The 12,787-nt window shown below is 60.2% G+C and carries 11 protein-coding genes; 9 read left to right on the forward strand and 2 right to left on the reverse strand.

Features of this window, described 5'->3' with window-relative positions:
• Positions 1 to 244 precede the first annotated feature (244 nt).
• A complete protein-coding gene (locus tag AC1DVF_RS18885) occupies positions 245 to 1,720 on the reverse strand; it encodes an inorganic phosphate transporter (protein WP_477782964.1) in 1,476 nt (491 codons plus the stop codon).
• Positions 1,721 to 2,094: 374 nt separating this feature from the next.
• The gene (locus AC1DVF_RS18890) at positions 2,095 to 2,295 is read right to left on the reverse strand and encodes a hypothetical protein (RefSeq protein ID WP_008080067.1); all 201 of its coding nucleotides are present in this window, start codon (positions 2,293 to 2,295) and stop codon (positions 2,095 to 2,097) included.
• A 650-nt stretch (positions 2,296 to 2,945) separates the two neighbouring features.
• Between AC1DVF_RS18890 and pcaR the strand changes: the two genes are divergently transcribed.
• The 9 genes from pcaR (at position 2,946) to AC1DVF_RS18935 (ending at position 12,780) form a co-directional block, all read left to right on the forward strand.
• Complete coding sequence (pcaR, locus tag AC1DVF_RS18895; protein WP_007917109.1) at positions 2,946 to 3,788, forward strand: pca regulon transcriptional regulator PcaR; 843 nt, start codon at positions 2,946 to 2,948, stop codon at positions 3,786 to 3,788.
• Positions 3,789 to 4,081: 293 nt separating this feature from the next.
• Complete coding sequence (pcaK, locus tag AC1DVF_RS18900; RefSeq protein WP_093438668.1) at positions 4,082 to 5,428, forward strand: 4-hydroxybenzoate transporter PcaK; 1,347 nt, start codon at positions 4,082 to 4,084, stop codon at positions 5,426 to 5,428.
• A 287-nt stretch (positions 5,429 to 5,715) separates the two neighbouring features.
• Positions 5,716 to 6,573, forward strand: a complete 858-nt coding sequence (locus tag AC1DVF_RS18905) for a CoA transferase subunit A (RefSeq protein WP_099758203.1) — start codon at positions 5,716 to 5,718, stop codon at positions 6,571 to 6,573.
• Positions 6,573 to 7,352, forward strand: a complete 780-nt coding sequence (locus tag AC1DVF_RS18910; RefSeq protein WP_477782965.1) for a CoA-transferase subunit beta — start codon at positions 6,573 to 6,575, stop codon at positions 7,350 to 7,352. Before AC1DVF_RS18905 ends, AC1DVF_RS18910 begins: the two co-directional genes overlap by 1 nt.
• Positions 7,349 to 8,554 carry a 3-oxoadipyl-CoA thiolase gene (pcaF, locus tag AC1DVF_RS18915; protein ID WP_175559655.1) on the forward strand — a complete coding sequence of 402 codons (1,206 nt, stop codon included), beginning with the start codon at positions 7,349 to 7,351 and terminating at the stop codon, positions 8,552 to 8,554. Before AC1DVF_RS18910 ends, pcaF begins: the two co-directional genes overlap by 4 nt.
• Positions 8,555 to 8,590: 36 nt before the next feature.
• Positions 8,591 to 9,295, forward strand: coding sequence for a protocatechuate 3,4-dioxygenase subunit beta (pcaH, locus tag AC1DVF_RS18920; protein WP_008080089.1), 705 nt, complete (start codon positions 8,591 to 8,593; stop codon positions 9,293 to 9,295).
• 1 nt (position 9,296) lies between these two features.
• Positions 9,297 to 9,863 (forward strand): protocatechuate 3,4-dioxygenase subunit alpha, encoded by a 567-nt coding sequence (pcaG, locus tag AC1DVF_RS18925; protein ID WP_150792567.1) that lies wholly within the window; start codon positions 9,297 to 9,299, stop codon positions 9,861 to 9,863.
• Between the two features lie 210 nt (positions 9,864 to 10,073).
• Positions 10,074 to 11,369, forward strand: a complete 1,296-nt coding sequence (locus AC1DVF_RS18930) for an MFS family transporter (RefSeq protein WP_034153075.1) — start codon at positions 10,074 to 10,076, stop codon at positions 11,367 to 11,369.
• A 46-nt stretch (positions 11,370 to 11,415) separates the two neighbouring features.
• The gene (locus AC1DVF_RS18935; protein ID WP_477782966.1) at positions 11,416 to 12,780 is read left to right on the forward strand and encodes a 3-carboxy-cis,cis-muconate cycloisomerase; all 1,365 of its coding nucleotides are present in this window, start codon (positions 11,416 to 11,418) and stop codon (positions 12,778 to 12,780) included.
• Positions 12,781 to 12,787 lie beyond the last annotated feature (7 nt).

Genomic DNA, 12,787 nt, shown 5'->3' on the forward strand with positions numbered 1-12,787 from the left:
TAGGCGATGCCCCCGGATGGACACCGTAGCGAGGGAACACTGAGCCTCAGCGAAGTGCCGTACGCCAGGGGCAAAGCCTTTTGGTTCCTTTTTGGCGTTTGAAAAAGGGACTCGCTGTAAGAGCGAAACCGCCAGCGGCAGCACCCGCAGCAACGGATATGCCCCCAATCCCAATCCCAAAACCCCAAACACAAAAAAAGGCGCGATCCTCTCGAATCGCGCCTTTCTCAAGTACCGCTATCTATCAACTACCCAACGCCTTCGACGCCAGCCAGAACAACCCGGCCGACAGCGCAACCGTCGCCGGCAGGGTCAACACCCAAGCCAACAGAATGGTACGCACCGTGCCACCCTGCAGGCCGCTCTTGTTGGCGACCATGGTGCCCGCCACGCCCGAAGACAGAACGTGAGTGGTCGACACCGGCAGGCTGAAGATATTGGCCATACCGATCAAACTGGCAGTAGTGATCTGCGCCGACATGCCCTGGGAATAGGTCATGCCCTCCTTGCCGATCTTCTCACCGATGGTCAGCACCACGCGTTTCCAGCCAACCATGGTGCCCAGGCCCAGAGCCAGTGCGACCGCCAGAATCACCCAGAACGGGGCGTATTCGGTGGTGGTGGTCAGGTCTTTGCGCAGCTTGTCGAGGTCAGCCTTTTCACGGGCTTCCAGGCCAGGCAGCTTGCCAACCTTCTTCGCGGTGTCGTCCAGGCAGAGCAGGTAACGACGCACTTCGATGCGGCTGTCGGACGACAGCGAATGGTAGTCCGCTACGCCTTTAAGCGTGTGCAGCAGGGCGCTGATGGTCGGTTCGGTCTGCTGCGGGTTGCAGCGGAATTTCTCCGGCAGGTCGCCTTCCACGCTCTTGCCCAAGGCCAGGAATTCACCCAGCGAATCGGCGTTGCGCTGGTAGAACTGGCTCAGGTGCAGGGTCGCGTCGCGAGTGCGTTCGATCTGGTACGTGGTGCTGTTCAGGTCGAGAACGAACTGCGCAGGCACGATACCGATCAGCACCAGCATGATCAGGCCGATGCCTTTCTGGCCATCGTTGGAGCCGTGCACGAAGCTCACGGCCATCGCCGAGATCACCAGAACCAGACGGTTCCAGAACGGTGGATGCTTCTTGTCGTCGATCTTGCGGCGTTGTTCCGGTGTCTTGTGCATCTTCGACAGCGGACGCCACCACTTCAGGCCGATCAGGATCAGCGCGGCGATCAGGAAGCCGGCCATTGGCGAGAACACCAGCGAGGCGCCGATGTCGATCGCTTTTTGCCAGTTCACGCCGTCGGCCAACGGAATGTCGTTGATCAGGGCGTTGGCCAGGCCGACACCGAGGATCGAGCCGATCAGGGTGTGCGAGCTGGAAGCCGGGATACCGAAGTACCAGGTGCCCAGGTTCCAGGCGATTGCCGCGGCGAGCAACGAGAACACCATCGCCAGGCCATGGCCGGTGTTCACATTGATCAGCAGCTCAACCGGCAGCAAATGGACAATGGCATACGCCACGCCAACGCCGCCCAGCAGCACGCCGAGGAAATTGAACACACCGGAGAAGAAGACCGCTAGGTGGGGCGGCATGGCTTTGGTGTAGATAACAGTGGCTACCGCGTTAGCGGTGTCATGAAATCCATTGATGAACTCGAAGGCGAGGACAAACGTCAGGGCGAGCAAGAGGCTCACAAGCACCCAAGCATCCAGTCCGCTGAATAAATCGATCATGAAGGTTTTCTGACCCGGTCGTAAGGGGGCGCGATTATGCCAGAAAAGACTGGAAATCGATCCCCTCCCTGCTCATCGGTTACACACTTCTTCGATTTAATTTGTTGCAACGCATGAAAACCAAGCGTGCTGCAGGGTTTTTCAAGTGCTTGATTTGCTTGATAAAAAGCTTGTTTTGCAAGCGAATTTATCGATGCGCAGACGTCTCAAACGCTTGTCTGAAATATCTCTGAAACCTGTAGGACGCCCGTTCTCAGTCAGTCAGACCGGATGATGGCCGCTGCCCGCGGGTAGCGGGCGCGCAAGGCATCGTCGTTCCACCGCGCTTGTAACCGGTGTGGACGCAAACCTTCAGAAGATCCGAAAAACGTCGCTCAAGGCTCTTCGGCTTTGAGTTCCTTTTCGATCTTTTCGATTTCTTGCTTGAAGACCTGATCCTGAACGGTAGGGCGTTTACGCCATGCTTTGCGTTCCGGTTCGGGCTGAGCGGCGTAGGTGGTGACTTCCCCGCCGTAAACTTCCTTGTAACGTTGTTCCTGGCGCTCAAGTTCCGCGCGCAGTTCGTCTTTCGTCACAGTGCTACCTGTATGAGTTGAGTTAAGTGTCTGGTGAAACGCACTGCAACGAATCGGTTGAACGGAGCCACCGCGAGTTCAACGCCCGGACAGGCATTGGTGTAAACGGTGGGGCGATCAAGACTTCCGTGTTACAGGCGGCTACGGCACCAGATAAAAACTGACGCAGCATCAGTTTCCTGTTTCAGCGAGCGCAGGCGTTGCATGAGTGATTCGCGTCAGGCGCTGGCCGGGCTGTTGGCGATGGACATCGCCGCAGCGGGTGACGACCTCCGCGATTAAAAACGAGGTGCCACTGAGCTGCATTATAGCGGTCGATTCAGGAATGACTATCTTTGCCAAGTTAAAAACGGTTCCGGATGTGTGATTGTTTTGTGACTCGCAACTTTTGTTACTAGTTGAAGTGCGTGTTGGCCCTTATTGGGTGGGTGATCTGTTTTTGGCGCCATTTAGTCGGACAACTAAAGCTGTGATTCTGATAATCGCAAAGTTTGGCTTGCCCTATAAATAGCTAGACGTCATCCCAACAGCTGATTGCGATTATCGGTCGACGGTTCGATAATCGCCCAATCTTGCAGCCCGACGCTTGTGCATTTGTCGGCGAGCCGCTTGTATAGCCCATTGATCCGTGCCGGATAAAAGGACAAGAAATGAACGATCAAATGCGCAACTCCTTCACCTCTGTGGCGCCGCCGATCGTCGCCTCGCCGGCCAAACGTATCCAGGCGCTGACCGGTGATCCGGACTTCATGACTTCGCTGGCTCGTGGTCTGGCGGTGGTGCAGGCGTTTCAGGAGCGCAAGCGCCATCTGACTATCGCCCAAATCAGCCACCGCACCGAGATTCCCCGCGCCGCCGTGCGTCGTTGCCTGCATACGCTGATCAAACTCGGCTACGCCACCACGGACGGTCGCACCTATTCCTTGCTGCCCAAAGTGCTGACACTTGGCCACGCCTATCTGTCGTCGACGCCGTTGGCAGTGTCCGCTCAGCCGTACCTCGACCGCATGAGCGAACAACTGCACGAAGCCTGCAACATGGCCACGCTGGAGGGCGACGACATTCTCTACATCGCCCGCTCGGCGACCACTCAGCGGCTGATTTCGGTGGACCTGTCGGTGGGCGGTCGCCTGCCAGCGTATTGCACGTCGATGGGGCGGATTCTGCTGGCAGCACTTGATGACACCTCGCTGCGTGAATACCTCGATCACGCCGAATTGGTCGCCAAGACCAGCCGCACGATTCACACCCCCGACGCGTTGCTCGAATGCCTGCAGGAAGTGCGGCAGCAAGGCTGGTGCATCGTCGATCAGGAACTGGAACAAGGTCTGCGTTCGATTGCCGTGCCGGTCTACGACGCTTCCGGCCAGGTGGTGGCAGCGCTCAACGTCAGCACCCACGCCGGTCGCGTCAGTCGTACCGAGCTGGAGCAGCGCTTCCTGCCGGGCCTGCTCAGCGCCAGTCGCGACCTCAGTGCGCAGTTGTTTGCCTGATGAAGTGTTCGATAAACGCACAGTGTTGCGTTTATCGAATTGACGCTAAAACCCTCGGATCATTAATGTCGCGGCAGCGTCATCCGGCGCTGATGTGAATGAGCCCGCCGGACTGCCGACTCCCATAATAATGACAAGAGGCAACTCACCATGCGCATGCTCTCCGACTGTCTCCGCCCCATCCGCTGTTGCCGGGTTCACCGCAACGCCTGATCCAGACCTTCTATTCTTGTGACCGTGCCGCTCTCTGGCCGGCCGCCGTTCGACTGCGTTTTTTGCGTGGAATAAAAATAATGAACCAGCCTCAGTCCGCTGTGGGTAACTGCCTCGACGTGCAGACCTTCATCAATGCCCAACCGATCTCGCGCTATCAGTGGCGCGTGGTGATTCTGTGTTTCCTGATTGTCTTTCTCGATGGCCTCGACACCGCCGCGATGGGGTTTATTGCCCCGGCGCTGTCGCAGGATTGGGGCATCGACCGGGCCAGCCTTGGCCCGGTGATGAGTGCCGCGCTGATCGGCATGGTCTTCGGAGCACTCGGCTCTGGCCCTTTGGCTGACCGCTTCGGGCGCAAAGTGGTACTCGTTGGCGCGGTGGTTCTGTTCGGTGCCTTCAGCCTGGCGTCGGCGTACAGCAGCAACGTTGAACAGCTACTGGTGCTGCGCTTCCTGACCGGTCTGGGACTGGGGGCGGGGATGCCGAATGCCACCACACTGCTCTCGGAATACACCCCGGAGCGCAAGAAATCGCTGCTGGTAACCAGCATGTTCTGCGGTTTCAACCTCGGTATGGCCGGTGGCGGGTTTATTTCCGCCAAGCTGATTCCGGCGTTCGGCTGGCACAGTCTGCTGCTGATCGGCGGGATCCTGCCGCTGATCCTCGCCGTGGTGCTGCTGTTCTGGTTGCCGGAGTCGGCGCGTTATCTGGTGGTGCGCAATCGTGGCACGGACAAAGTGCGCAAGACCCTGGCGCCGATCGACCCGGTCACCGTCGCTCAGGCCTCGAGCTTCAGCGTACCGGAACAGAAAACCGTCAAGGCGCGCAACGTGTTCGCGGTGATCTTCTCCGGCACTTACAGCACCGGCACCTTGCTGCTGTGGCTAACCTACTTCATGGGGCTGGTGATTGTTTATCTGCTGACCAGTTGGTTGCCGACGCTGATGCGTGACAGCGGTGCGAGCATGGAGCAAGCCGCATTTATTGGCGCGTTGTTCCAGTTCGGCGGGGTGTTGAGCGCGGTCGCTGTGGGATGGGCGATGGACCGCTTCAATCCGCACAAGGTCATCGGCATTTTCTACCTGTTGGCCGGGGTGTTTGCCTACGCGGTCGGGCAGAGCCTGGGCAACATTACCTTGCTGGCGACCTTGGTGCTGGTGGCGGGGATGTGCGTGAACGGCGCGCAATCGGCGATGCCGTCGCTGGCGGCGCGGTTTTATCCGACCCAAGGGCGGGCGACCGGGGTCTCGTGGATGCTGGGCATCGGCCGCTTTGGCGCGATTCTCGGGGCGTGGATGGGCGCAACGTTGCTGGGCTTGGGCTGGAATTTCGAGCAGGTGTTGACGGCGTTGGTGATTCCGGCGGCGTTGGCCACCACGGCGGTGGTGATCAAAGGCATGGTCAGTCATGCGGATGCGACCTGAGTATCAGCGCATGATCGTTCCCACGCTCTGCGTGGGAACGCCTCAATAGACGCTCTGCGTCTGCTTTGGGACGCGGAGCGTCCCGGGCTGCATTCCCACGCGGAGCGTGGGAACGATCAATCAAAACACGAACCGATAGGCTGACAACAATCTGTTCGATAAACGAACACTCAGTCGATTATCGGATTGTTTGGCCATTTCCCCAGGCTTAATCTGCAGTGACTCCGGCGCTGAACCTCGCGCCTTTTTATCACTGGCGATTCATTACAAAAACAGGAGCCCGCTCCATGGCTGAGATCCTTTCGCTGCACGACGCGGTGAAGCAATTCGTCAACGACGGTGACACCGTCGCACTCGAAGGCTTCACTCACCTGATCCCTACGGCAGCGGGTCATGAAATCATTCGTCAGGGCAAGAAAGATCTGACGCTGGTGCGGATGACACCTGACCTGATCTACGACCAACTGATCGGCGCCGGTTGCGCACGCAAACTGATTTTCTCCTGGGGCGGCAACCCGGGCGTCGGTTCGCTGCACCGCCTGCGTGACGCGGTCGAGAAGCAATGGCCGCATGCTCTCGAAATCGAAGAGCACAGCCATGCCGACCTGGCCAATGCCTACGTCGCTGGCGCATCCGGCCTGCCGTTCGCGGTGCTGCGTGCCTATGCCGGTTCCGACCTGCCGAAGGTCAATCCACTGATCAAAACCGTGACCTGCCCGTTCACCGGTGAAGTGCTGGCGGCGGTGCCGTCGGTGCGCCCGGACGTGACCGTGATCCACGCACAGAAAGCTGACCGCCAGGGCAACGTGCTGCTGTGGGGCATCCTCGGTGTGCAGAAAGAAGCGGCACTGGCGGCCAAACGCTGCATCGTCACCGTGGAAGAGATTGTCGACGACCTCAACGCGCCGATGAACGCCTGCGTGCTGCCGACCTGGGCCTTGAGCGCGGTCTGCCACGTACCCGGCGGCGCACATCCGTCCTACGCCCACGGTTACACCGAGCGTGACAATCGTTTCTACCAGGCGTGGGATCCGATCGCCCGTGACCGTGAGACGTTTACCGCGTGGATCAACGAATACATCCATGGCTGCGCTGACTTCAGCGCGTTCCAGGCCAAGTTGGCCGCTGCTTCGGAGGCCAAGTAATGACTTACACCACCAATGAAATGATGACCGTCGCGGCGGCCCGTCGCCTGAAGAACGGCTCGGTGTGCTTCGTCGGTATCGGCCTGCCGTCGAAAGCCGCCAACCTCGCGCGCCTGACTTCTTCGCCGGACGTGGTGCTGATCTATGAATCGGGTCCGATTGGCGCCAAGCCGAGCGTGTTGCCGCTGTCCATTGGTGACGGCGAACTCGCTGAAACCGCTGACACCGTCGTACCGACCGGTGAGATTTTTCGCTATTGGTTGCAGGGCGGACGCATTGACGTTGGTTTCCTCGGTGCTGCGCAGGTCGACCGTTTCGGCAACATCAACACCACCGTGGTTGGCGATTACTTCTCGCCGAAAGTGCGTCTGCCGGGCGCCGGTGGCGCGCCGGAGATTGCCGGTTCGGCAAAAAGCGTGTTGATCATCCTTAAACAGTCGGCGCGTTCATTTGTCGACAAGCTCGACTTCATCACCTCGGTCGGTCACGGCGAAGGCGGCGACTCGCGTAAACGTCTGGGCCTGCCGGGCGCTGGGCCGGTCGGGATCATCACCGACCTGTGCATCATGGAACCGGAAGAAGGCACCCACGAATTCATAGTCACCGCACTGCACCCGGGCGTGACCCGCGAGCAAGTCATCGCGGCCACCGGTTGGGCGATTCGTTTTGCCGAGCATGTTGAAAACACCGCTGAACCGACTGAAGTCGAACTGACTGCGCTGCGCGATCTCGAAGCGCGTACTGCCGCCGCCCACGGCCAGGCACCGGGAGAAGCATGATGCGTGACGTTTATATCTGCGACGCGATTCGCACCCCGATCGGCCGTTTCGGCGGCGGTTTGTCCGCCGTCCGCGCCGATGACCTGGCCGCTGTGCCGATCAAGGCCCTGATGGAACGCAATCCATCGGTGGACTGGAATGCCATCGACGAAGTCTTCCTCGGTTGCGCCAACCAGGCCGGCGAAGACAACCGCAACGTTGCGCGTATGGCCCTGCTGCTGGCGGGCCTGCCGGAAAGCGTACCGGGCGTGACGCTCAATCGTCTTTGCGCTTCGGGCATGGACGCGATCGGCACCGCATTCCGCGCAATCGCCAGCGGCGAGATGGAGTTGGCAATTGCCGGCGGTGTCGAGTCGATGTCCCGCGCGCCGTTCGTGATGGGCAAGGCGGACGCGGCGTTTTCGCGCAACATGAAGCTGGAAGACACCACCATCGGCTGGCGTTTCATCAATCCGTTGATGAAGGCGCAGTATGGCGTCGATGCGATGCCACAGACGGCTGACAACGTCGCCGACGACTATAAAGTGTCGCGCGCCGATCAGGACGCTTTTGCCCTGCGCAGCCAGCAACGCACTGCTGTCGCGCAGGCTGCTGGTTACTTCGCCGAAGAAATTGTTGAAGTACGGATTGCCCACAAGAAGGGCGAAACCGTAGTCAGCCAGGACGAACATCCTCGTGCCGATACCACGATCGAAGCACTGACCAAGCTGAAGCCAGTCAACGGCCCGGACAAAACTGTTACCGCCGGTAATGCTTCCGGCGTCAACGACGGTGCTGCTGCACTGATTCTCGCCTCCGCCGACGCGGTGAAAAAACATGGCCTGACCGCCCGCGCCAAAGTGCTCGGCATGGCCAGCGCTGGTGTCGCACCTCGGGTGATGGGCATCGGCCCGGTGCCGGCGGTGCGCAAATTGATCGAGCGCCTGGGCGTCGCGGTCAGCGATTTCGACGTTATCGAACTCAACGAAGCGTTTGCCAGCCAGGGTTTGGCGGTGCTGCGCGAACTGGGTCTTGCCGATGACGCTGCGCAGGTCAACCCGAACGGCGGGGCGATTGCCCTTGGTCACCCGTTGGGCATGAGCGGTGCGCGTCTGGTGCTGACCGCACTGCATCAGTTGGAAAAGACCGGTGGCAAGAAAGGTCTGGCGACCATGTGTGTCGGTGTCGGCCAAGGTCTGGCCCTGGCCATCGAACGCGTCTGACGCAAGCCGTGACGAAATAGAACAGAGGAAAGCGACATGTCTGACAAGCCTGGTTACCGTCGTCCGCAGGAAGGCACTCAGCCTGAGTACCTGCACCCGACGTATCAATCCACCAACCTGCGCTCGCCGTCCAAGCCATTGGTGTTTCTGCCGCACTCGCTGTCGGAAATCACCGGGCCGACCATCGGCGCCGAGCGCGTGGGCGACACCGATAACGACCTGACCGCCCAGCATGAAGGCGAGCCGCAGGGCGAACGCATCATCATTCACGGCCGCGTGCTCGACGAAAATGGTCTGCCGGTGCCGGGGATTCTGGTGGAGATCTGGCAGGCCAACGCCGCCGGCCGCTATAACCACAAGCGCGACCTGCACGACGCGCCGCTGGACCCGAACTTCACCGGTACTGGCCGCACCGTCACCGACGCCGATGGCTGGTATCAGTTCCAGACCATCAAGCCCGGCGCCTACCCTTGGGGTAACCACCACAACGCCTGGCGCCCGGCGCATATCCACTTCTCGCTGTTCGGGCCGAGCATCCTCACGCGTCTGGTCACGCAAATGTATTTCCCGGGCGATCCGCTGCTGGCCTACGACCCGATCTACAACTGCGTGCCGGACACCTCGGCCAAGGAACGCCTGATCGCCAGTTTCGATCTGGAAAAAACCATTCCGTCCTACGCCCTCGGTTATCGCTGGGACATCGTGCTGCGCGGGCGTGAAGCCACGCCGATGGAGAAATAAGATGACGCTGACTGCGACCACGTCCCACACCGTCGGGCCGTACTACCACATCGGCCTGACTTGGCTGAACCGTGAAGACCTCACCGTCGAGCAAACCCTTGGCGAGCGCGTGGCAATTACCGGGCAAGTGGTGGATGGCAACGGCGATGTCGTCAACGACGCCATGCTCGAAGTCTGGCAGGCCAACGCTGCCGGCAAATACGACCACCCGGAAGACGAGCAGGACAAACCGCTCGATCCGCACTTTGAAGGTTTTGGCCGGGTGCCGGTGGACGCTGAAGGGCGCTTCCGTTTCACCACGATCAAACCGGGCACGGTTGAGGGCCTGAAAGGTTCGACCCAGGCGCCGCATCTGGTGGTGCTGGTGTTTGCCCGCGGGTTGGTGAAGCACTTGCTGACGCGGATCTACTTTGAGGGCGAGCCGGCCAACGTTGATGATCCATTGCTGGAATGTGTGCCGGCTGAACGTCGTAGTACGTTGCTGGCCAAGCAGGATGCCTCGGGTGTTTACCAGTGGAATGTGATTCTGCAGGGCACCGACGCCGAGACGGTGTTCTTCGATTATTAAAATCAAAAGATCACCGCCTGCGGCAGCTTCTACATGATCGTTCCCACGCTCTGCGTGGGAATGCCGCCATGGACGCTCCGCGTCCACCGTGACGCGGAGCGTCACCGGATGCGTTACCACGCGGAGCGTGGGAACGATCGATGTAGGATGTGGAACGGGACTGTTGCAAAGTATGTCTAGACTCTCACTGTCCCTATCGAGTGAAAAACAATGACAACGACCACCTCCCATTACACCGGCGAAGAGCGCAGCAAGCGCATCTTTGCCATTGTCGGCGCCTCGTCCGGCAACCTCGTCGAATGGTTCGACTTCTACGTCTACGCGTTCTGCGCGATTTATTTCGCCCCGGCGTTCTTCCCCTCCGACAACCCGACGGTGCAACTGGTCAATACCGCTGGCGTGTTCGCCGCCGGCTTCCTGATGCGCCCGATTGGTGGCTGGATTTTCGGCCGGGTCGCCGACAAGCACGGGCGCAAGAATTCGATGCTCATCTCGATTCTGATGATGTGCTTCGGCTCGTTGCTGATCGCCTGCTTGCCAACCTATAAGGACATCGGCGTCTGGGCACCGGTCCTGCTGTTGTTCGCGCGCTTGCTGCAAGGCCTGTCGGTCGGCGGCGAGTACGGCACCACCGCCACCTACATGAGCGAAGTTGCCCTCAAGGGCCAGCGCGGATTTTTCGCCTCGTTCCAGTACGTGACGCTGATCGGCGGGCAATTGCTGGCCGTGTCGCTGGTAGTAGTGCTGCAGCAATTTCTCACTGAAGACGATCTGCGTGCCTACGGCTGGCGGATTCCGTTTGTGGTCGGTGCGGTGGCGGCGCTGATTTCGCTGTTCCTGCGTCGCAGCTTGAAAGAAACCACCAACAAGGAAACCCGCGCGCACAAAGACGCTGGCAGCATCAGCGCACTGTTCCGCGATCACAAAGCCGCGTTCATCACTGTGCTCGGTTACACCGCCGGTGGTTCGCTGATTTTCTACACCTTCACTACCTACATGCAGAAGTACCTGGTCAACACCGCCGGCATGCACGCCAAGACCGCGAGCTACATCATGACCGGTGCGCTGTTCCTGTATATGTGCATGCAACCGCTGTTCGGCATGCTTGCCGACAAGATCGGCCGACGTAACTCGATGCTCTGGTTCGGCGCGCTCGGTACGCTGTTCACCGTGCCGATTCTGTTGAGCCTGAAAAGCGTCAGCAGTCCGTTCCTCGCGTTTGTATTGATCACCGTGGCGCTGGCGATTGTCAGTTTCTACACCTCGATCAGCGGCCTGGTAAAAGCCGAAATGTTCCCGCCGGAAGTCCGTGCACTTGGCGTTGGTCTCGCCTATGCGGTGGCGAACGCGATCTTCGGCGGTTCGGCGGAATTCGTCGCCCTGAGCCTGAAGAACATCGGCATGGAAAACTCCTTCTACTGGTACGTTACGGCCATGATGGCGATCGCCTTCCTGTTCAGTCTGCGCTTGCCGAAACAGGCGGCGTATTTGCACCACGATCTTTAACCCGAAGTGCGCGGGTCGTCACGGCCCGCGCCGGCAAGGACTGTTTATGACTCAGCGACCGGGCAATCAATTGTTCGATGCCTATTTCACTGCCCGCGATATGCGTGAGGTGTTCTGCGATCAGGGCCGCGTGCAGGCCATGCTCGACTTCGAAGCCGCGTTGGCCCGGGCCGAGGCGCGGGTCGGATTGATTCCAGCCTCCGCTGTGGCACCGATTGCGGCGGCATGCAGCGCTGGTCTGTATGACTTCGCGGCGCTGGGCGAGGCGATCGCCACGGCCGGCAATTCGGCGATTCCGCTGGTCAAGGCATTGGGCAAGCAGATTGCTGCCCGCGACGCTGAAGCCGAACGTTATGTGCATTTGGGCGCGACCAGTCAGGACGTGATGGATTCCGGACTGGTGTTGCAATTGCGTCAGGCGCTTGAGTTGATCGAGAACGATCTCGCGCAACTCGCTGATTCCCTCGCGATCCAGGCGCAACGTCATGCGGCGACGCCGTTGGCCGGGCGCACGTGGCTACAACACGCGACACCGGTAACCCTCGGCATGAAAATCGCCGGATGGCTGGGCGCTGTGACTCGCAGCCGTCAGCGCTTGCGTGAACTCAAGCCGCGTTTGCTGGTGCTGCAATTCGGTGGCGCTTCCGGAACCCTCGCCGCGTTGGGCGAACAGGCCTTGCCGATTGCCGAAGCGCTGGCTGAAGAACTGCAACTGACCTTGCCGGAACAGCCGTGGCACACCCAGCGTGATCGTGTGGTGGAGTTTGGCGCGGTGCTGGGTTTGATCGCCGRCAGCCTGGGCAAATTCGGCCGCGACATCAGCCTGTTGATGCAGACTGAAGCGGCTGAGGTGTTCGAGCCATCGGCGCCGGGCAAGGGTGGTTCGTCAACCATGCCGCACAAGCGCAATCCGGTCGGCGCAGCGGTGTTGATCGGCGCAGCGACGCGCGTTCCGGGTCTGGTCTCGACGCTGTTCAGCGCCATGCCGCAGGAGCACGAACGCAGCCTCGGTCTGTGGCATGCCGAATGGGAAACGTTGCCGGAAATCTGCTGCCTCGTTTCCGGTTCGCTGCAACAGGCGCGATTGCTTGCCGACGGTCTGGAAGTCGACGCCGCACGCATGGCCCGCAACCTTGAATTGACTCAAGGGCTGGTGCTGGCCGAAGCGGTGAGTATCGTGCTTGCGCAACGGGTTGGCCGCGACACTGCGCATCACCTGCTCGAACAATGCTGCAAACGCGCGGTGGCCGAGCAGCGCCATTTGCGCGCCGTGCTCGGTGACGAACCGCAAGTCACCGCCGAGTTGAGCAGCGCTGAACTCGATCAACTTTTGAACCCCGCCCATTACCTCGGCCAGGCGAAAACCTGGGTCGAGCGCGCGGTGGCCGAACACAACGCATTGTCTGACTGAAAGGAGA

The organism is Pseudomonas sp. P4_D7 (genome assembly GCF_056401755.1).